This window comes from Brucella sp. TWI432, from assembly GCF_039674445.1.
Lineage (GTDB): Bacteria > Pseudomonadota > Alphaproteobacteria > Rhizobiales > Rhizobiaceae > Brucella > Brucella chromiisoli.
The window spans coordinates 26,835-48,474 of the sequence record NZ_JBDJNL010000007.1 but is presented as its reverse complement, the minus strand read 5'-3'; the positions used below and the strand labels follow the sequence as shown (position 1 = coordinate 48,474).

Here is a 21,640-nt window from a genome sequence, read left to right as displayed (position 1 = left end):
TTAGCAAGATGCAATTCAAGCCCTATTGGCACGACACGACTCCGCCTTTCACTCTTGCGGAAAACACCCCACCGGAAGGGCATTATGATGTAGCCATTATTGGTGGCGGCTTCACAGGAATTTCGGCTGCATTGCATCTTGCCAAAGCAGGCAGCCGCGTTGCCGTCTTTGAAACAGGCCTTGTCGGCTCAGGTGCTTCAGGGCGCAATGGGGGGCATCTCAACAATGGTCTCGCGCACAGTTTTATTGCTGCAAAACAACACCTTGGCGCAGAGCGCGCCAAGGCACTCTATAAGGCGTTTGACGATTCCGTCGACACGATTGAACGTATCGTGCGGGAGGAAAATATCGATTGTTCGTTCCGGCGCGCAGGAAAATTGAAACTTGCTTCAAAGCCAGCCCATTTTGATAGCCTTGCGCGTAATTTCGAAGCCATTCACGCGGAAGTTGACCCCGATACAGCGCTGTTGCGCCGCGATCAGCTTATCGGTGAAGTCGGCTCGAATGACTTTCATGGCGCTATGCTTTCAAAGAAAAGCGCCATGATGCATATGGGGCGCTATGTGACAGGTCTGGCGGGCGCGGCAGCGCGTCACGGCGCGATCATTTTCGAAAATACCACTGTTCTTGAACGCCGCAAAATCGAAGGCAAACACCAGATTACAACATCGCGCGGCACGGTGACGGCTGACAACGTCATTGTGGCAACCGGTGCCTATACAACAGATAGCTTCGCCTATTTCCGCAAGCGCATCATACCTGTTGGTAGCTTCATCATTGCGACCCGGCCACTCACGCCAAGTGAAATTGCGGCCACGATGCCCGGCAATCGCACCTATGTGACGTCGATGAATATCGGAAATTATTTCCGTCTTGCACCTGATAATCGCATGATTTTTGGTGGCCGCGCGCGCTTTTCAGCCACTTCCGACCAGCGCTCCGATGGCAAAAGCGGTGCCATTTTGCGTGCAAGCCTCGTCAAAATTTTCCCGCATCTCGCCAATGTTGAAATAGATTATTGCTGGGGCGGGCTGGTTGATATGACACAGGATCGCTATCCTCGTGCAGGTTTTGCCGATGGCGTGTGGTATGCAATGGGCTATTCCGGGCACGGCGCGCAGATGTCTACCCAGATGGGTATTTACCTTGCTGATGCAATCCTTGGCCGGGGCGATAACAATCCGATTTCCGGTCTCGATTGGCCAACCATTCCGGGATATTCGGGCAAGCCATGGTTTCTGCCGATGGTTGGTTTCTATTATAAGATGCTTGATAAATTCCAATAAGTTCAGGATAGGAAAAGGGCGGATAAACCGCCCTTTTTATTTCACAAACCGCCAACATGCAGCGTCTTGATTTCCAAATATTCTTCTATACCAAGCTTTGATCCCTCGCGACCAAGCCCAGACTGTTTAACACCGCCAAACGGTGCAACTTCGGTCGAAATAAGGCCTGTATTGAGGCCAACCATGCCAAACTCCAGCGCTTCCGCGACACGCCATGACCGCTTGAGATTTTCGGTATAGAAATACGCTGCTAGGCCGAAAGGCGTCCCATTGGCAATTTCAATCGCCTGCTCTTCTGTCTCGAAACGGAAAAGCGGCGCGACGGGCCCGAAAGTCTCTTCAGAAGCAAGCAGCATATCGGTCGTGGCGTCGCCCAAAACGATCGGTCGTGCATATTGGCGGCCTTCCGGCATAGTCTCGCTTTGCGCAAGAATTTTTGCCCCACGTTCCAGTGCATCGGCAACATGACGCTCGATTTTTTCAATCGCTGCTTGATTGATCATCGGGCCAATCACCACGCCCTTTTGTGTACCAACGCCCACTTTCATCCGCGCGACACGGCTTGAAAGTTTGGCCGCAAAAGCATCATAAACACTGGCCTGTACCAGAATGCGGTTTGAGCAAACGCAGGTTTGGCCACCATTGCGGAACTTGGAAGCGATAGCGCCTTCAACCGCCTGATCAAGATCAGCATCATCAAACACAATGAATGGCGCATTGCCGCCCAGTTCAAGGCTCAGACGCTTGATGCTGTCAGCAGCCCCCTTCATCAGAAGCGAGCCAACACGTGTCGAACCAGTGAAGGATATCTTGCGCACGGTTTCATTGGCCATCAGTTCATTGCCGATCTCAGTCGGCATGCCGGTGACAATATTGATGACACCTGCCGGTATCCCTGCCCGTTCCGCCAGCACACCGAGCGCGAGCGCTGAAAACGGCGTAAACTCGGATGGCTTGATGACGACTGTACAACCGGCAGCCAGCGCTGGAGCCACTTTGCGCGTGATCATCGCATTGGGAAAATTCCAAGGTGTAATGATCGCGCAAACGCCGACAGCCTCTTTGAGCACCAGAATACGGCGATCTGCCGTCGGCGAAGGAATACTACCACCATCAATACGACGGGCTTCTTCTGCAAACCACTTCACAAAAGAGGCGCCATAGCGAATTTCGCCAACAGCCTCATTGAGCGGCTTGCCCTGTTCAAGCGTCAAAAGCAGCGCAAGATCCTGCTCATGCTCAATCATCAAATCAAACCAACGTTCCAGCAAAGCTGCACGTTCGGCATGCGTTTTCTTTTTCCATGGCTTGAATGCGGCGTGCGCGGCGTCAATTGCCGCGCGTGTTTCGGATGCCCCCATATCGGGGATCGTACCCAATGTGCCAAGACTTGCGGGATTGGTTACATCGACAGTGGCACCTGACGCCGCATCCTGCCAGACACCACCAATGAGGCCTTGTTGTCTGAAAAGGCTCTGATCTTTTAACATTCTTCTGTTCCCTTTTATCCGAGAGCTGCAAGCACGGCCTGCGTGATCGCCTCCGTCTTATCTTTGCCTGCAACTGTGCCGATACCTTGCGCCGTCGCCAATTCAATCGCCGTCATGACGTCTTTGGCGGCCTGATGCTCGCCAAGATGCTCAAGCATCATCGCTCCTGACCAGATCGCTGCAATTGGATTGGCAATGCCAAGATGCGCAATATCGGGTGCTGAACCATGAACCGGCTCAAACATGGAGGGTGCCGTGCGGTCCGGATTGATATTGGCCGAAGCCGCATAACCAAGACCGCCCTGAATGGCAGCGCCCAGATCGGTCAGAATATCGCCAAAGAGATTGGAGGCCACGATCACATCAAGGCTTTCCGGTGCCATCACCATACGTGCTGCCATAGCATCAATGTGATAATGCGAGACCTCGACATCAGGATATTCTTTGGCGACTTCTTTTGTCACTTCATCCCAGAAAACCATCGAGTATTTCTGCGCATTGGATTTGGTCACCGAAGCCAGCTTCTTGCGGCGCAAACGTGCTTGTTCAAAGCCAAAGCGGATGATCCGCTCAACGCCCGCGCGTGTGAAAATCGCAGTTTCGACTGCCACTTCATCTTTCGTACCCGAATGCACGCGTCCGCCAGCACCCGAATATTCGCCTTCCGTGTTTTCGCGGATACACAGAATATCAAAGCCTTCAGAGCGCAGCGGCCCTGTTACGCCTGCAAGGAGACGATGTGGGCGAATATTGGCATATTGCACAAACGCCTTACGGATCGGCAGCAGCAAGCCATGCAAAGAGACAGAATCCGGCACTTCCGCTGGCCAGCCAACAGCACCAAGATAAATCGCGTCGAACTTGCGTAATGTCTCAATGCCATCAGCAGGCATCATCGCGCCAGTTTCATGATAATAGGCGCAAGACCACGGGAAGCTTTTGCCTTCCAGCGTGAAGCCAGTGCGTTTTGCAGCCGCTTGCAAAACCTGCCACGCCGCATCCGTCACATTCTTACCGATACCGTCACCCGGAATAAGTGCAATCGAATAGGTTGTCATTGTTCGCTCCCTTATAGATCGATAAGCACGCTTTTGGATTTACGATTTGCGAGATAGGCTTCACGCCCGAGATCCTTGCCAATACCGGAGCTTTTATACCCGCCGGTTGGCAGGATATGATCGCGCGATCGCCCATAGCGGTTGACCCAGATGGTGCCTGCCTGCAATGCTTTTGTTACGCGGATTGCGCGTGACAGATCACGCGTGAAAAGACCTGCTGCCAGCCCATAAGTCGGATGATCCGCAAGTGCTAAAGCTTCGTCTTCTTCGCCAAATGTCTGGATCGTCAGAACAGGACCAAAAATTTCTTCGGTAACGGCTGGTGAGCTTTCAGTGACACCACGCAAAAGCGTCGGCTCATAAAAATAGCCTTCGCGGTCCATCCGTTTTCCACCGACAACACTTTGTGCGCCAAGCCTGACAGCCTTCTGCACAATCTCGTCAATACGACAAATCTGGCGTTCGGAAATAATGGGCGAATATTGCGTGTTCTCATCCCAGGTCACGCCCGGCTTGATATTGGCCATATGCCGCGCAATCGCTTCACTCAATGCGTCGGCAATTTCCTCTGCAACAATCAGGCGCGAACCGGCCACACAGGCTTGTCCGGCATTGCTGAGAATTCCACGCGTGATGACAGTTGCAGCCAGTTCCAGATCTGCATCGGCAAACACCACCTGCGGACTTTTTCCGCCAAGCTCCAGCGTCATCGGCTTGATGCCGGTGCGCGCAATATTCTCCATAATCGCAGCACCCGCAGCCGTCGATCCGGTGAAGCTGACCTTTGAAATATCAGAATGGCCGGTCATGGCATTGCCAGTGGTTGGTCCATCACCCAGCACGATATTGATAAGCCCTGCCGGAATTCCCGCTTTGACCGCAAGTTCAGCCATATAAAGGGTGGAAAACGGCGTCATTTCAGACGGTTTCAGAACAACGGCATTGCCTGCGGCAAGTGCCGGTCCAAGCTTCCAGCCCGCCATAGAGATCGGAAAATTCCATGGCGTGATTGCGCCGATCACACCATAAGGCTCGCTCAGCGTCATGCCGAATGTGCTCGCGCTTGTCGGCACAACAGCGCTGCCCTCCTTGTCGGCAAATTCAGCAAAGAAACGGATTTGCTCAGCCGTGACAGCAATATCGCCTTCAATAAGCTGTGCAATCGGGCGTGTTGAAGAAACGGCTTCCAGACGTGCAAGCGTCAGTGCTTCCTGTTCAATAAGCTCAGCCCAGCGATGCATCGCATTAAGGCGCTCGCGTGGGCGAGCATCGGCCCAACCACTCGTTTTCAATGCAGCTTTGGCGGCCTGAACTGCCCGATCAACCACCCCTTCATCGGCGATAGGACAATCCCCGTAAGCTCTACCGTCAGAAGGCCGGCGCATTTCCATCCCGCCGGAAGCATCGATACGCTCTCCGCCGATATAATGGTAAAACGGGAGTTCAAGCGCTTCGGGATTAAAGCTTAAAGTCATCGCGCACCTCGCACTTTCTTTGCTTAAGACCTTAGTGCCGCTGACGCCGCATTTTCGATCAAGAAATGCCCGCCCGACGGCTTTTATGCGCGTCAGGCGGGTTTTATGCGGCGGATTATTCTGGCTTACTCGTAAACGCAGAGGTAAATTTTGCGCACCGTTTCAATCGTGCGCCAGACACCGACAAAACCCGGCTTCATGACAAAGCTGTCGCCTGCGCGATATGTCTTGGTTTCACCACCCTTTTCCTCAATCTCGACGAGACCGGAAAGGATGTGGCAGAACTCCAGTGTCGTCCCCTTGATGGAATGCGTTTCGCCCGGCGTTGCTTCCCAGACCCCCGTCAGAACCTTATCATTTTTGGAAGCATCCTGTGCCCATGTCTTGAATTCAGGAGAACCAGAAATAAGACGATCCGGCGTTGGCAACGCTTCTTTCGGTACAAAGTCGGGATTTGGATCAATGGTAATCAGAAGCGACATGGAATTCCCCTTTTAGATTAATAACCAAGTGTGCGATCGATCAGGCCGATCAGTTTTTCCCCGGCGAGATAACGCTGGATGTTCTCAATGACGGATTTTGCAGCCGTGTGCGGCTGCGTGACGGAAGCGATATGTGGCGTAATGAGCACTTTCGGATGGGACCAAAGCGGATGCCCCACAGGAAGCGGCTCAGGATCGGTTACGTCACACATTGCCGCTGCAAGATGTCCGCTATCCAAGGCTTGGATCAGTGCATTTTGATCGAGCTGCGGACCTCGTCCTGTATGCAGCAAGCGCGCCCCCTTTGGCAGAAACGCAAACAGATCAGCATTCAGGATACCGCGTGTTTCATCGGTCAGCGGCAGCAGGCATATGAGAATATCTGTTTGCCCCAGAAAGGGTGCAAACTGTTCTTCACCATAAAAACACGCAACACCTTCAATGTCTTTTTTGCTACGGCTCCAGCCTGAAATCGGAAACTGAAACGGTAGCAGCCGTTCAATAGCTGCCTGTGCAAGCATGCCAAGCCCCAGAAAGCCTATGCGGCGCTCACTGGCCTGCACGATCGGAAGTGCGCGCCAGTCTTCATTTTTCTGCTGTTGACGATAGGCGATGGCTTCACGATGCAAGGTCAGCACGCCAAGCGTCACATATTCCTGCATCATGCGAACAATGCCGTCCTCAACCATGCGCACAAGCTTGACATGCGCGGGAACAGTTCCCGGCTTGAACTGATCGACACCAGCACCAATTGAAAAAAGAATTTCCAGATTGCGGTAGCGCGCTATGTCATCTGGCGCTACCCAACTGATAAGATAGCGGATTTTGTCAGGATCGACATCTTCTCCCGCCTGATAAAACGCGATATCCGGCAGCGCCTGAACAAAAGCGTCGCGAAAAACAGCGCCGCGCGCGGCATCCGAATTAAAGAGAAACGCCATACGATTCTGCCGCCAACTTGGGTTATATGATCAAGCGCGCGCCAAGATCGTCGATCATTTTCTGACACGCATGAAGTTCATTGATTTCGATATATTCGTTGGGGCGATGCGCGCGGCCAATATCACCAGGACCGCAGATAATCGCATCAATACCCGCTTGCTGAAAAAGCCCGGCTTCTGTGCCATAGCTTATCGCAGCCATTGCTTCCCGCCCCGTTAGTTCCACCATCAATTGTGAAAGTGCGCTTTCGTCAGACAGCGACAAGGCAGGATAAGAACTCAGCTCATGCCAATGCACTTCAAATCCATCGTCGCGCAAAGCGAGCAATTGCTTTCTCACCGGCTCAAGCAAAGACAAAGGCGATACACCGGAAATTGCGCGCACCTCGATATCTGCGGTGCAGCGATCCGGGATGATATTGACAGCCTGCCCGCCGGAAACCACACCAAACTGCAAAGAGGAATAAGACGGCTCGAAATTATGATCGAACGGTCCGTTTTGCAGTGATTGACCATAGACCGCAGCCTGCGCAATGACAGTGGCCATAGCATGAACAGCATTCAACCCCAGATCGGGACGCGACGAGTGCCCTGAACGCCCGATGACTTCAAGTCGCGCAGCAGCCTTGCCTTTATGAGCACGCACAGCCTGCATCCGGCTTGGCTCTCCGATGATCGCACCAAGCGGCTTCGCGCAGAGCTTAGGAAGCTCCGCGAGCATATGCGGTACACCACGACAGCCTGCCTCTTCATCATAGGAAAATGCCAGGTGAACCGGCCGCTGCAAGGAACTGGACGACAATTTGGGCAAAGCCGCCAAAGCACATGCCAGAAAGCCTTTCATGTCAGTCGTGCCACGACCATAAAGCTTTTCGCCATCCTTATGGAGCTTGAATGGGTCGGTTGACCATTCAGCCTCTCCGGCAGGCACCACATCCATATGACCGGAAAGAATATAGCCCGGCACATCGCGTGGACCGACAGTCATGAACAGGTTCGCCCTGTCACCTTCCGGTCCCGGAAGCATATCAACCTGCGCTCCATGCGCTTTTGCATAGGCACTGATCCAACCGACAATCGGGTCATTGGCGGTGCCCACGACGGAGGGAAACCCGATCAATGCGGCAAGAATTTCTTCGACGTTCATGAATACCACATGCAAGGTTACTCTTCGGATTTTTACCAGCATAAGAGCGCCGCCCAGTGTTCCGTGCCGAATAAGGCGTAGCTTTAAACAAAGATTGCGAATTACCCCTGCCAAGAAGCAAATCCTGCCGCGAGCGCCATGTGATGATGCGGCAAAATACGTCTGCCAGACGGATTGCATTCATTGGCAGGATCAAAAACACTACTTATTGCAGGCTAGGGAATTGGGTTAGGACGCTGATATGCAGAATTCAGTGCGGCTGAAATCGTTTGAACTGATGGCGCAAGACATCGCAAATGTCGATGTCAGCATGCTGCATGCGCTTTCCATGGGCGTCCGCTGGCCGCATCGTCCCAATGACTGGGAGCAACTTCTGCAAACGGGTCAGGGTATCGTGGCCGTTGACGGGATCGGACGCGTGTTCGGAAGTGCGATGTGGTTTCCCTACGGGGACGATTTTGCAACCATTGGGATGGTGATCACATCGCCGCGCGCGCAGGCCCAGGGAAACGGACGCTGGCTTATGGATCAGGTGCTTGAACGTTGCAGCGGTCGAAATCTCAGTCTCAACGCAACCCATGCCGCCTATAGTCTTTACATTTCGCTAGGGTTTAAGAATGAAGCAACCGTCTATCAGTGTCAGGGTGAAACAGCGCTCACGCTTCCCGAAATTCCCTTTGCTGACGGCGACATTGTTCGTCTTTCGGATGGCGAATTTGAAACGCTGGCGCATTTGGACGCTCAGGCTTTCGGCGTCAATCGCGCCGGTTTGTTAAAGCACCTGTCTGACAAAGCAGAAATCTTTGGCTTGAAACGCAATGGCCAACTGGTCGGCTATTCCTTCTGCCGCGAATTCGGTCGGGGCAAAGTTATCGGCCCAATCGTGGCGCGTAACGATGAGGATGCAATCCAGCTCACTGCAATCCATCTGCATAATCTCAGAGGAGCCTTTGCCCGTGTCGATACGCGCGAGAAAACCGGTCCGTTTGCAGATTATCTTGCACAATGTCGGCTTGGTGTTTTCAGCACAGTCACCACAATGTCGAAAGGCAAGCCATTTCTGAACAGAAAGAGTGACACCCCTTGGGTGTATGGGCTTGCAGCCCATTGCTGGGGTTAACAGAAACCTAAACAATTGCCTTTCAGCAAAGCATAATATCGAAGTGCATTTCTTGTGAAAGCTCGTTTGGAACATCATTGTAACAACACAAGAGCTGCCTTCCACCGTCATTTTTCGTGCGCCGCAGTCACCGGCTCTGCCATGATACTGCGTCGGGGATACGGTCTCAGCGCTCCACTCATTGCGCCAGCATGAGATCGCCATCACGGAATAATCAATATTTTCCAGTGCTTAAAAGCGCGCACGCGCCCCAACGAAGGGGTCGCAATCATCAAAATCAAACCATTTCTTAACGACTTATTTACTACGTTTGTAAGAAAATGAACTTAGCAAATCATTATGTCGACCTGTTCGTGAATTCGGCCCGTAATTTCGACTGTTTTTGAAAAGTGAATTTCACATGGCAAACACACATCAGGCATCCGGTTCTCGTTCCATCATCGATGAACTCAACGCCCTGCGTGAGCGTCATGCAGCACCCGTTGCCCCAAAACAAAGTGCCTTGGACGAGCTAAGCAACACATTGGCTGAACTTGAAAAACGCCTGGCCAACCTTGGAGAAGCGGCCCCTCGCCCACGCGCCGTTGTGCCCGATAAACGCCCTGATAATCGCATTGAAGGTCTTGCAGAAATTGCAGACCATCTGCGGCGTCTCGAAAGGGAAAAGAGCGAAGCAGGACATTTTGCAAGCCAGCCAGCACCGCGCTTTGCAGAACTGCGCGACGAACCACGCACATCATCGTTGGAACGCAACACACTGCGCCAGATTGACCAGCGTTTGGATGATATCAGTCGCTGCGTCATTGGAGCCAATCAGCACCAGCACTCCAATCACGAAGAAGCAATGCGTCTGGAGCGCATTGAACGCCGCCTTACGGAGCTGGCCCAGCAGCTTGACAGTTCAGACGCCGCACAGAATGCCGATATGCTGTTTCGTCGTCTCGGCGAACTTTCGCAGCGTATTGATGCTTTAAGCCAAGAGGCGCACCTGCCCGAAAATACAATTGAGCAATTGGCACAACAGATCAATCTCCTTGCCCATCAGGTCGGCAAGGTTATGGAAAATCTGAATCAGTCCGATTATGACAGCGTCGATGCGCGACTTGAGGCTATCGGTGAAAAGCTTGCAGTGGTTGAGAAATGGACGCGCGATCCAAACCCTGGCCTTCTGGAAAAGATCGATAACCGCTTTAAGGAATTGACCAAGCGACTGGATGCGCAATATGCAAGCCACTACGCCGATGGCGGTGTTTTGCATACGCTTGAAGGACGGCTCGACGATATATCGCAGCAGATTTCACTCAGCCTTCTGCAGACACCACATGTCGACGAATCTTCGTTTGCTGAAAGCGAAGCCATTCGCGGTCTCGAAAACCAGATCGCAAATCTTGCCCTCCAGCTTGCCAGACCATCGGCAGAATTTGAAGAATTAAAGCCGCGTCTTGATACAATCGAACATGCTATTGTGAACAACCGCGAAACGGTGCTGGATGCGGCAAGAGAAGCCGCCGAAGCCGCCGTTGCCAGTGTTTTAAAGCACGGTTCGCAGCACGACACCGCGATTGCACTCCAGCTTGCCAACGATATGAAGTCGCTTGAAGCGCTCGCGCGCAATGCAGACGAGCGCAATGCCAGGACATTCGACATCGTACATGAGACGCTGGTCAAAGTTGTTGATCGATTGGCTACCCTTGAGCAGCAGATCGTCATCAACGCCGACACGTCGCCCAAGTCCAAGCCCGTTGCAAATCCGTATTCTACGGCAGCAAATGCATTCCCAACGCTTAAAACCAAGCCGGCTGAAAAAGCTGCAACCGATACAGCGCATGGTGAGGAAAAGCTTGCAAAACTGACACCCAAAACACTGGCGCCGCACACGCTTTCACCAAAGACACGGCAGGAACCGGAACTGAGCGCATCACTTGATTCTGTTCAGCCCGATAATGACAGCCTGCTTGATCTGAACACGATCATGAAGCGCGTGCGCGAAGAGCGCAACCAACAGGACGACGCCAAAGCCAAACCAAGCGGCAAAGCCGACCTGATCAGCGTTGCGCGCCGTGCGGCACAGCAAGCTGCCGACGAATCGAGCAAGCTTGAACAAAGCTCCGAAAAAGCAGCAGCAGAAAAGAAGGGATCGATCAGCAGTCTCTTCACCCGTCAGCGCAAGCCGATCCTGATGGCAATGGGTGCGGTGATGATGGCAATCGCTGGTTTGCAGGTGGGTGCTGCTTTTCTTGAAAACAAAGAGCAGGCCGAGCTTGTTGCAAAAACAGCAGCGCCGGAAATCGATAAAGCGACCACAGCTTCCCTCGCCCCTGCTTCTGAGCCTGCGCCAGCAACCATGCAGCCCATGCCGGAAATGGTTGCGCCTGAGACAACAATTGCCAAGCCACAGCAGGAAAGCAATCTTTTAACGCCGCAGGCACCGACCGAACCACAGGAACAGGCTATTCCCGATACGGCTGTAGCTCAGGAACCTGAAGCAACAACACAAGATGTGCCTGTGGATGCTGGCCCTGCCGCGTTGCGTGAAGCAGCAGCTGCAGGCGATCCACGCGCCTTGTTTGAAATCGGCAATAGCTATGCGGAAGGTCAGGGCGTTACAAAAGACCTGACGCAAGCGGCAAACTGGTTTGAAAAATCGGCTTCAAAAGGCTTTGCCCCTGCGCTTTATCGCCTTGGGAACATGAATGAAAAGGGGCTTGGCATCTCCCGTAATCTCGCCAAAGCCATCGATTTTTATCAGCAGTCAGCACAAGCGGGCAATGCCAGCGCCATGCACAATCTGGCTGTGCTTTATGCTTCGGGTGCCAGCGGCTCGCCGGACAATGCATCGGCTGTACACTGGTTTACCGAAGCGGCAGAACGGGGCGTCAAGGACAGCCAGTATAATCTGGGAATTCTGGCTGCCAAAGGTCTTGGAATGCCGGTTAACCTCGAAGAAAGCTACAAGTGGTTTGCACTTGCGGCAAAAGCTGGAGACAAGGACGCAGCCGACAAGCGTGATCAGATTGGCGCCGCACTGACGCCTGAGAAGCTTGAGCGTGCCAAAGACACAGTGGAACTCTGGAAGGCGAAGCCGCTTAATCCGGACGCCAATTCGCTCGACATACCTGAAGGTTGGTCAGACGAAAAGCCTGTCACAACGGCTTCTGTGGATATGAAAAAAGCTGTTCGCAATATCCAGCTCATCCTGCAAAAAAACGGCTATGATGTTGGCACAGCCGATGGCGTGATGGGGAACAGAACCCGCAACGCGATCGCGGAAATTCAGAAAGCCAATGGGCAGGAGCCGACCGGCGAAGTCAACCAGCAACTCGTGCAGCTCCTGCTCGAAAAGAACAAATAGGCCTCAGTTTTGGGCCCAATGCATAGGATTGGCACTCCACATTGTTGTTCATAAACAACAATGTGCCATTTTCTTCACCCATCATTCAGCAAAGTAACTCTATTCTCAATCGGAGTTTGACTTCCCCTTGGTGAAAGAGCAAGACAATTGAACAGGTTAGAGCGCATCCTGAAAAGTGTTAAACGGTTTTTAGGAAAAGATGCGCGTTAAAACAAAAGATTAGAGCGCCGATCTGATTTTATCAGACCGGACATGCTCTAATACAGCTCTTGCGGCATAGCGCGACCGCAAAGTGCTGAATGATGTGCGTTTTGAAAACCGGGTTCGGAATTGGGTATTTACCTTCCCATTGCGGAATTGTCGGTCAACATGCTGGTTCTGCTCGGCATGGGCGCAGCCGTTGGCTTTTTGTCGGGCCTGTTTGGTGTGGGCGGCGGATTTCTCATCACGCCACTGCTAATTTTTTATAACATTCCACCGGCTATTGCCGTTGCAACCGGCGCAAATCAAGTCATCGCTTCGTCGGTTTCCGGCGCGCTCGCGCATTTCAAACGACGGACACTCGACATTAAGCTCGGACTGTTTCTCGTCGCCGGTGGCATACTGGGATCGCTCTTAGGTATTTTTGTCTTCTCATGGCTCCGTGATCTCGGACAGCTCGATCTGATCGTTTCGATCCTCTACGTCTTCTTCTTAGGCACAGTCGGTGGACTGATGCTGGTAGAAAGCGTGCGCGCTCTGCGCCGTGTGAAGAAGGGGCAAGCTGGGGCAATCCGACGTCCCGGACAACATACATGGATCCATAAGCTGCCGTTTAAGATGCGGTTCCGCGCCTCAACAATCTATGTCAGCATCATTCCGGTGCTTGGCATTGGTTTCTTCATCGGCTTGCTGTCATCCGTCATGGGTGTCGGTGGCGGCTTCATCATGGTTCCCGCGCTGATCTATTTGCTGCATGTGCCAACCAATGTTGTCGTTGGTACATCGCTGTTTCAGATTACTTTCGTAACAGCTTTCACAACCGTCATGCAGGCGACGACCAACCAGTCAATCGACATTGTTCTGGCTTTTTTGCTAATGCTTGGCGGCGTGATCGGCGCGCAATATGGCGCACGCGCAGGACAGAAGCTGCGTGGCGAACAGTTACGCTTGCTGCTGGCTTTGCTGGTACTGGCCGTGGGTCTACGCCTTGCTTTTGGCCTATTCGTTCGGCCTGATAATCTTTTTTCTATATCGATAGCGGATATGTGACATGAGGAGACTCACGCTCATATCAGTTGTGTTATTCAGCTTTGCAGCATTTCCGGCATCTGCGCAGATCAATTCAAGCGGCGATGGAAATACTGTGCCGCAATTGCAAAACCCGGCCGAAGAGACAATTGAGATCGGTCTTTCGACCGAAACAATTGCCATCACTTCTAATTTTGGCGGTACAGACCTTACCATTTTCGGCGCACTCGACAATGCCGACCCAGTGATCCAGCGTCAGGGGCGCTATGACATTATCGTTGTGCTACAAGGCCCATCCCGCGATCTCGTCGTGCGCAAGAAGGAGCGTTATCTCGGTGTCTGGGTCAATGCAGATTCTGAAACATTTCTTGGCGTGCCACTGTCCTATTCGCTCGCTTCGACGCGTAATCTTCAGGACATCGCAGATGACAAGCTATACCGCCAGCTTTCGGTCGGCGTTCGTAATTTTTATCTCAGGCCCGAAGATCCGGCGAGCCTTTCAGGAAATATCCTGACCTTTGGTAACGAACTGCGCGAAATGAAAATCCGCCAAGGCCTTTACAGTCAGCGCATCGGCGGTGTTGAATTTCTCTCCCGCACCCTGTTTCGTGCAACGCTGAACCTTTCTGCCAATGTTCCCGTGGGGCGTCATAAGGCGCGAGCGCTGTTATTTCGCAACGGTGTTTTCCTGCGCGAAGCCAATGCCAGCCTTGAAATTGTGAAAGCCGGTGTGGAGCAGAGCATCTATGATGCAGCGCACAAATACAGCTTCTATTACGGTTTATTTGCCGTGTTTTTAGCTGTCTTCACCGGTTGGGCCGGACGAATTCTTTTCAGAAAAGACTAACCACCAACCAGCGCACTATGCGCAATCGGGTAAATTTTGCCCTGCCCCAGCATATAGGCACGCAAGCTTGCATCAACGAACAGCCCGCGAAACGCGCGATCCAGCACATTGAGCGCACCCGTATAAGCACCAAATGCAGGCATGATCAGCCTTTCGCCGTCGCTCGCAAAACATGGACGCCGCACCGACCGCCCTCGCCGGATGATCCGCGCTGCCGGATGAAGATGGCCTGCCACCTCGCCTTCTGCCTTTGAGCGCGATGGCTCATGACGGAAACTCAGCGGCCCGATTGCAAGTTCCTCAACACTGTCGCCGGGCAAATCGGCTGGGCGATCAGGGTCATGATTGCCGGTAATCCAGAACCAGTCGCGGCGTTCCATCAACGATTTAAGACGGATCGCATATAACGATGGGAGACGCTCGCTGGCCTTTGCATCGTGAAAACTGTCGCCGAGACTGATAACGGTTCGCGGCTGATAGCGCGCAATGACCGAAGCCAGCATGTCGAGTGTGGCAGCCGTATCATAAGGCGGAATGAGCTGTCCACGCCGGGCAAAAGACGAGCCCTTTTCAAGATGCAAATCCGAAACCACCAGCATATCGAGGTCCGGCAGAAAGAGTGCGCCGCAAGGATCGTAGATCGTCGCAACGCCGCACAATTCCGCATGCGCCAGACTATAAGCCTCACCATTTCCCCAGACTGCTATACTCATTGCGTTGCTTCTCTAATCAGATCATCGGCTGCTTCTTCAAGCAGCATATCATCGCCCTCACCGGCCACGCGCTCGCGCCCGATTTCAAGCATCACAGGCAGCGCCAGCGGAGAAATACGCGCCAGCGGCTTATGCAGCAGATGGCCCTTCACACGCGCCAGCATGTCGCCAAGACGCTTGATGTCGAGAAGCCCGGCTGCCGCATCGGCACGCGTTGCCTGTAGCAAAATATGGTCCGGTTCGTGGGTTCTCAGCACATCATAGATCAGATCAGTCGAAACCGTCACCTGACGGCCCGTTTTCTCCTGCCCCGGATGTCGTCGCTCGATAAGCCCCGAAATCACGGCACAATTGCGGAAGGTGCGCTTCAGGAGATAGCTTTCATCAAGCCATGCTTCGAGATCGTCCCCTAACATGTCTTCATCGAACAGCTGTTTGAGGCTTAATTTGCCAGAACCAATCATCGCGCCCATGTCTTTGAGACCCCAAAGCCCCAGCGAATAATCGGTCGCGACAAAGCCGAGCGGATGCGCGCCCATGCGTTCAAGACGGCGGGTCAGCAACATGCCAAGCGTCTGATGCGCCAGCCTGCCCTCAAACGGATAGGCGACCATATAGAAACGCCCGCCTTTGGGGAAAGTTTCGATCAGCAACTCGTCTTCTCGCGGCAGAACGGATTTAAACGCCTGCACTTCCAGCCATTCGCGCACCTGTTCCGGCAGGAACTGCCAGCGCGAACGATCCGCCAACATGGCGCGCACCTCAGATGCGAGATAAGTGGAAAGCGGAAATTTTCCACCTGCATAGACGGGAATTTTGGCATCCTGTCCGGCAGCGTTGGAAGCCATGCATTCGTTCTCACGAATGCCTTCAAATCGCAGCACTTTGCCCGCAAACAGGAATGTGTCGCCCGGTGTCAGCGTTTCGAGGAAATATTCTTCAATGCGGCCCAGCACACGACCGCCTCTCGCATTTGCGCCCTTGCCGCCACGCGTAAGCCGGACATTCAACTCCGGCGCTTCGACAATCGTACCAATATTCAGGCGATATTGCTGCGCGATGCGCGGGTTTGAAACCCGCCATGTGCCATCAACAGTCTTGCGGATTTTAGCAAAACGCTCATAGGTCTTGAGCGCATAGCCGCCGGTCGCCACAAAATCGAGAATTTGGTCAAAGGTTTCGCGTGAGAGACTGGAATAAGGTGCTGCACTTCGTACTTCCCGATAAAGCTGGTCGGCGTTGAAGGGCTCGGCACAGGCCATACCCAGAACATGCTGCGCCAGAACATCCAGCGCGCCATCAATCAGCGGCGGCGTATCCTGCGCGCCAAGATAATTTGCGTCGAGCGCCGCACGGCACTCCAGCACCTCGAAGCGATTGGCAGGCACCAGAATGGCACGGCTCGGCTCATCCATACGGTGATTGGCGCGACCGATCCGCTGCGCAAGTCGACTTGCGCCCTTTGGTGCGCCGACATGAATGACCAGATCGACATCGCCCCAGTCGATCCCAAGATCGAGCGTTGAGGTGGCAACGACAGCGCGCAATGTGTTGGCAGCCATCGCCTGTTCCACCTTGCGGCGCTGGCTGGCATCGAGTGAGCCGTGATGTAGGGCAATCGGCAGCGTGTCCTCGTTGACGCGCCAAAGCTCCTGAAACAGCATCTCCGCCTGACTGCGCGTGTTAACGAACAGCAGCGTCGTGCGATGCGTGCGGACAGCCTCATAAATATCCGGGATCGCATAGCGCGACGAATGCCCCGCCCACGGCACCCGTTCCTCTGAATCGAGAATAGTAATTTCGGGTTTGGCCCCGCCATCAACCGTAACCAGACCGGATTTCGGCTCTGTATCATCCTGCTCGACCAGCCAGCGACGCAACTCGTCAGGTTGCGCCACAGTCGCCGACAAACCGATTGTCTGCATTTGCGGTTGCAGAAGGCGCAGACGCGCAAGCCCCAGCGCAAGCAGATGACCGCGTTTTGAGATAACCAGCGAGTGCAGTTCATCCAGCACCACATAACGCAGGCCTTTGAAAAACTGCTCAGCCCCTTTAGAGGCAATAAGCAAAGCCAGTTGCTCCGGCGTAGTGAGCAAAATATCAGGCGGTGCGAGTTTCTGACGCTGACGCTTATGTGCGGGTGTATCACCCGTCCGGGTCTCAATCGTGATGTCGAGTCCCATTTCCTCGACAGGTATGGTCAGATTTCGATGAATATCGACCGCAAGCGCCTTTAGAGGCGAGATATACAACGTATGCACACCGCGCTTTGCCATACCAGGCCTTTTGCTGCCACTCCGCTCCAGATCGACCAGCGCAGGCAGAAAACCTGCAAGCGTCTTGCCCGCCCCCGTTGGCGCAATCAGCAGTGTCGATTGCCCCTGCTCGGCGCGCGATAGTAATTCAAGCTGATGCGTGCGCGGCGACCAGCCCTTTTGCGCAAACCATTTTATAAAACGGTCTGGCAAGTGAAAGACAGCGGCCTTAGAAGTGGGTGTCAGGTTCAGTGTCACGCACTCAATCTAGTGCTCACGAGGCGTCTCGCCAAGAGATTTGTTCACTTTTGTTCTCATTTTGTGAGAAGTTCGTTTTGCGCGCTCTTTTCAGCGGGAAGTTACTGACCTATCTAATAAATCATGCGCTATGATCAGTTGCTGCGTTCCACACCCAAAGGTCTCTATTGCCCGACCGGCGATTTTTACATTGATCCGGTACGGCCTGTTGATCGCGCGCTGATCACCCACGGACATTCCGATCATGCGCGTGCCGGACATGCTCATGTGCTTGCGACGCAACAGACGCTCGACATCATGGCAATCCGCTATGGTGCAGATTTTGCAGGCAGCACACAATCGGCCGATTTAGGCGCAGTGCTAAATGTAAACGGCGTCACCGTCAGCTTTCATCCGGCAGGCCATGTGCTTGGCTCCGCACAAATTGCAGTCGAAAAAGATGGCACGCGCATTGTCGCTTCAGGCGATTATAAACGTGCTGCCGATCCAACCTGCGCGCCCTTTGAGCCTGTTGCCTGTGATGTTTTTATCACCGAAGCGACCTTTGCGCTGCCCGTATTTCGTCATCCCGAAGCGGCGCATGAAATTGCAACTTTGCTGAAATCACTCACACAATTTCCTGAACGCGCGCATCTGGTGGGGGCATATTCGCTTGGCAAAGCGCAGCGCGTTATAAAACTCATTCGCGATGCGGGTTATGACGAGCCAATCTATATTCACGGCAGCCTGCAAAAGCTCTGCGATTATTATCGCACACAAGAGATCGATCTTGGTCGGTTGGAACCTGCAACGCTCGAACGTGGTGAAGCTGCGCCCGATTTTGCTGGCAAGATCGTCGTCGGCCCACCCTCCGCATTTGCCGATCGCTGGGCACGACGCTTCCCCGATCCACTACCCGCCTTTGCATCGGGCTGGATGCGTATCCGCCAGCGCGCAAAGCAACGCGGTGTCGAACTGCCACTCATCATATCTGATCACTGTGATTGGGACGAGCTGATCGCCACCATCAGCGAGATAAAACCTGCGGAAGTCTGGGTGACACATGGGCGTGAAGAAGCGCTGGTGCGCTGGTGCGAGCTGCAAAATATCCCAGCGCGCCCGCTCCATCTTATCGGCTACGAAGATGAGGGCGATTGATGCGTGCTTTCGCTGAACTTCTCGACCGCCTTGTCCTCACACCCCAGCGCAATGGCAAATTGCGACTGCTGATCGATTATTTCCGCACCACACCTGATCCTGATCGTGGCCTTGCACTTTCAGCCATCACCCGCGATCTGGAATTGCAAAGCGTCAAGCCTGCTATGCTGCGCGCACTGATTACCGAGCGCACGGACCCTACGCTTTTTGCTTATTCCTATGATTATGTCGGCGATCTTGCCGAAACGATTTCGCTGATCTGGCCCGGTCCGCGAGAAACGCCTGCGGGTGCCAACCTGCCGCTCAGCGTTGTCGTGCATGAGTTGCAAAACGCCTCACGCCGTGAGGGGCCGCAGCTTGTGGCTGGCTGGCTCGATCTGCTTGGCATATCAGAGCGTTATGCGCTTTTGAAGCTTGTGACCGGGGGCTTGCGCATCGGCGTTTCCGCCCGTCTTGCCAAGCAGGCACTGGCAGATTTTGGCGGTGTGGATGTGGTGGAAATCGAAGAACTCTGGCACGGACAGACGCCGCCCTTCACGGCACTTTTTGCATGGCTTGAGGGTCATGGCCCAAAGCCTGCCGCCACTGCCGACGCACCATTCCGACCCGTCATGCTGGCAACGGCGCTGGATGAGGTCGAAATTCCCTCGCTTGATCCATCTGCCTATAGCGCCGAATGGAAATGGGATGGAATTCGCGTGCAGGCCGTTGCAGAAAACGGTGTGCGGCGGCTTTATTCGCGCACCGGCGACGATATTTCTTCCGCCTTTCCCGATGTGCTGGAGGCCATGGATTTCGAAGGCTCTATTGATGGCGAATTGCTTGTTGGCCACCATGGCGAAACGGGTCTAGAAACTGCGACATTTTCCGATTTACAGCAGCGGCTTAATCGCAAAACGGTGACAGCCAAACAATTGCGCGAATATCCGGCCTTCATCCGTGCCTATGATCTTTTGCACGAGGGCACGCAGCAATCTGGTGAAGATCTGCGCGCACTGCCCTTCTCAGAACGACGCGCGCGGCTCACTCAATTCGTTGAAAAGCTTGATAAACGACGCTTTGATCTGTCGCCGGTCCTTCAATTTTCGAACTTTGATGAACTCGCGAAATTGCGTCTTAATCCACCGCATCCGGTGATCGAAGGGCTTATGCTCAAACGGCATGACAGCGCCTATGTGCCGGGACGCCCAAAGGGCCCATGGTTCAAATGGAAGCGCGATCCATTCACAGTCGATGCTGTTGTGGTCTATGCACAGCGTGGGCATGGCAAGCGCTCAAGCTATTATTCAGATTTCACCTTCGCCGTGTGGACAGGACCGGAAGAAAATCCCGCTCTCGTCCCGGTCGGAAAAGCCTATTTCGGTTTCACCGATGAGGAGCTAAAACTTCTCGACAAATTTGTGCGCGAAAACACGCTTGAGCGCTTTGGTCCGGTGCGGTCCGTTCGGGCCGAGCCCGATCATGGATTGGTGGTGGAAGTTGCCTTTGAAGGCCTCAACCGCTCCAGCCGTCACAAGTCTGGTGTCGCAATGCGCTTTCCGCGCTTTTCTCGGCTGCGCTGCGACAAGCCGCCGCGCGAAGCGGATCGGCTTGAAACGCTGGAAAAACTGTTAAGCTGATTACTCAACAGCCGTTGTGACGCGGATAGCAAAAATATCAACAGGCTTGCCTGCGCCACTGAGATCGGAATTGATGGTAATCTTGCCTGCGCGACCACCGGCCTCAGCCTTCGCAAAATCCTGGTCGAACAGAAAGTCGCTCACAGAATCCCGAACGTCATAGCGCCGGCGTCCGCAATCGCCGAGACCCGCGAAATCACAATTGACCGACATTTGTGTTGGCTTGCCATCTTCACTGCGGGCAACAATGTCAAACGTTGCCTTCTTGCCTGCTAGCTGGCTGAGCACGCCCTCGCCCACATCAAACGTCACGCTGTCATTTGGGCCCTTCGACTGAAGCCGCACAAAGCTGTTCGTGCCTTCGCGCATGATTTCAGCCGTGGCACCGCCCTGCACTGACATCCGCGTTGCATCGGCGGGTGTAAAAATATTGATCCAGGTGCGTCCTTCCGGATCTTCACCTTCCTTGATCGGAGCCATACGATTGTCTGTCAGAAGGGGGCTTGAACTGCCGCCGCGTGTGAAATCGGCAAAGCTGTTATAGAGCGAAAAGCCGATCAGTCCCAGCACAACGATGACCAGCACTGGAACACCGAAACTCAAAAACGGCGAACGCCGCTTTTTCTTGCGGTCTTTGCGCGAAACACCCGCTTCATAACCAAGATCGGCCGATGCACGCTTGTTCTTTTTGGATGCCGAACGAATGTCCGCAGTATCGAGCGCGGGACCAGCGTCAAAAGCGCCTCCATCCAACACAGGGTCGGCGGAATAAGGCGATTCCAGCGTTGGCTCGCGCATAGCACTGGCGGCCTGAGAAGACTTAAACTCGGCTTCTATTTCCGAGATCGCATTTTTCACCTTCTGACGACGCTGCTGCCTCTGCTCTTCGCTAAGCGCTGAATTGGACACCAGCGCGCGCTCATGCGCGCCCCAGGCCGCTTCGTAGATACGCTGACGGGTGGCAGGATTATGTGCATCCGACTTTGCGAATGCATTTCTGATTGCGCGTTCGATACTTTCCAAAGGGCCGTTCTTCCTGGGTTCTCATATTCCGAGTTTGCGTATTCTACCTGAGTCCTTAGATACGGTAATATTAGATAAGCCTCAGCGAAATTAACGTCTGAATCAAGGCATTTACCTGTTCTGAACCCATTTTGGCTACCCGCAACACCTGTCAAAGATACCAATTCTTAACTTTAAGACGTATTTCCCCCAACCTTTGGTGGAAAA

Annotated in this window: 16 protein-coding genes; 7 read left to right on the top strand and 9 right to left on the bottom strand. The window is 53.7% G+C overall.

The window, feature by feature from the left end; translation table 11 throughout:
- Positions 1-8: 8 nt before the first annotated feature.
- Positions 9-1,286, top strand: a complete 1,278-nt coding sequence (locus ABE527_RS11845; RefSeq protein ID WP_265985763.1) for an NAD(P)/FAD-dependent oxidoreductase — start codon at positions 9-11, stop codon at positions 1,284-1,286.
- 41 nt (positions 1,287-1,327) lie between these two features.
- Here ABE527_RS11845 and ABE527_RS11840 read toward each other — a convergent pair whose 3' ends face one another.
- The 6 genes from ABE527_RS11840 to argE form a co-directional block, all read right to left on the bottom strand.
- On the bottom strand, positions 1,328-2,776 hold the full coding sequence (locus ABE527_RS11840; protein WP_265985764.1) for an NAD-dependent succinate-semialdehyde dehydrogenase: 1,449 nt from the start codon (positions 2,774-2,776) through the stop codon (positions 1,328-1,330).
- A 14-nt stretch (positions 2,777-2,790) separates the two neighbouring features.
- Positions 2,791-3,834 (bottom strand): tartrate dehydrogenase, encoded by a 1,044-nt coding sequence (locus tag ABE527_RS11835; protein ID WP_499697033.1) that lies wholly within the window; start codon positions 3,832-3,834, stop codon positions 2,791-2,793.
- Between the two features lie 11 nt (positions 3,835-3,845).
- Complete coding sequence (locus tag ABE527_RS11830) at positions 3,846-5,309, bottom strand: aldehyde dehydrogenase family protein (protein ID WP_499693707.1); 1,464 nt, start codon at positions 5,307-5,309, stop codon at positions 3,846-3,848.
- A 125-nt stretch (positions 5,310-5,434) separates the two neighbouring features.
- Positions 5,435-5,791: a cupin domain-containing protein gene (locus tag ABE527_RS11825; RefSeq protein ID WP_265985767.1), complete on the bottom strand. Its 357-nt coding sequence runs from the start codon at positions 5,789-5,791 to the stop codon at positions 5,435-5,437.
- A 17-nt stretch (positions 5,792-5,808) separates the two neighbouring features.
- Positions 5,809-6,732, bottom strand: a complete 924-nt coding sequence (locus tag ABE527_RS11820; protein WP_499697032.1) for a 2-hydroxyacid dehydrogenase — start codon at positions 6,730-6,732, stop codon at positions 5,809-5,811.
- A 22-nt stretch (positions 6,733-6,754) separates the two neighbouring features.
- Positions 6,755-7,879: an acetylornithine deacetylase gene (gene argE / locus ABE527_RS11815; RefSeq protein WP_499697031.1), complete on the bottom strand. Its 1,125-nt coding sequence runs from the start codon at positions 7,877-7,879 to the stop codon at positions 6,755-6,757.
- A gap of 241 nt (positions 7,880-8,120) precedes the next feature.
- Between argE and ABE527_RS11810 the strand changes: the two genes are divergently transcribed.
- The 4 genes from ABE527_RS11810 to ABE527_RS11795 all read left to right on the top strand — a co-directional run bounded on the left by ABE527_RS11810 (position 8,121) and on the right by ABE527_RS11795 (position 14,428).
- The gene (locus ABE527_RS11810; protein WP_499697030.1) at positions 8,121-8,999 is read left to right on the top strand and encodes a GNAT family N-acetyltransferase; all 879 of its coding nucleotides are present in this window, start codon (positions 8,121-8,123) and stop codon (positions 8,997-8,999) included.
- Positions 9,000-9,399: 400 nt separating this feature from the next.
- Positions 9,400-12,351 carry a peptidoglycan-binding protein gene (locus ABE527_RS11805; RefSeq protein ID WP_499697029.1) on the top strand — a complete coding sequence of 984 codons (2,952 nt, stop codon included), beginning with the start codon at positions 9,400-9,402 and terminating at the stop codon, positions 12,349-12,351.
- A gap of 369 nt (positions 12,352-12,720) precedes the next feature.
- A complete protein-coding gene (locus ABE527_RS11800) occupies positions 12,721-13,602 on the top strand; it encodes a sulfite exporter TauE/SafE family protein (RefSeq protein ID WP_396998447.1) in 882 nt (293 codons plus the stop codon).
- 1 nt (position 13,603) lies between these two features.
- Positions 13,604-14,428, top strand: a complete 825-nt coding sequence (locus tag ABE527_RS11795) for a TIGR02186 family protein (protein ID WP_499697028.1) — start codon at positions 13,604-13,606, stop codon at positions 14,426-14,428.
- Here ABE527_RS11795 and pdeM read toward each other — a convergent pair.
- Together pdeM and ABE527_RS11785 are read right to left on the bottom strand one after the other, a co-directional pair.
- Positions 14,425-15,141: a ligase-associated DNA damage response endonuclease PdeM gene (gene pdeM, locus ABE527_RS11790; protein ID WP_499697027.1), complete on the bottom strand. Its 717-nt coding sequence runs from the start codon at positions 15,139-15,141 to the stop codon at positions 14,425-14,427. The genes ABE527_RS11795 and pdeM overlap by 4 nt on opposite strands.
- Positions 15,138-17,654 carry a ligase-associated DNA damage response DEXH box helicase gene (locus tag ABE527_RS11785; RefSeq protein ID WP_499697026.1) on the bottom strand — a complete coding sequence of 839 codons (2,517 nt, stop codon included), beginning with the start codon at positions 17,652-17,654 and terminating at the stop codon, positions 15,138-15,140. Before ABE527_RS11785 ends, pdeM begins: the two co-directional genes overlap by 4 nt.
- A gap of 123 nt (positions 17,655-17,777) precedes the next feature.
- On the opposite strand from ABE527_RS11785, the gene ABE527_RS11780 reads away from it, so the two are divergent.
- Both ABE527_RS11780 and ABE527_RS11775 read left to right on the top strand, forming a co-directional pair.
- On the top strand, positions 17,778-18,791 hold the full coding sequence (locus ABE527_RS11780) for a ligase-associated DNA damage response exonuclease (RefSeq protein WP_499697025.1): 1,014 nt from the start codon (positions 17,778-17,780) through the stop codon (positions 18,789-18,791).
- On the top strand, positions 18,791-20,410 hold the full coding sequence (locus ABE527_RS11775; protein WP_499697024.1) for a cisplatin damage response ATP-dependent DNA ligase: 1,620 nt from the start codon (positions 18,791-18,793) through the stop codon (positions 20,408-20,410). The genes ABE527_RS11780 and ABE527_RS11775 overlap by 1 nt, the downstream gene beginning before the upstream one ends.
- On the opposite strand, the gene ABE527_RS11770 is transcribed toward ABE527_RS11775, so the two are convergent.
- Positions 20,411-21,433: a hypothetical protein gene (locus ABE527_RS11770; protein WP_499697023.1), complete on the bottom strand. Its 1,023-nt coding sequence runs from the start codon at positions 21,431-21,433 to the stop codon at positions 20,411-20,413.
- Positions 21,434-21,640: the final 207 nt, after the last annotated feature.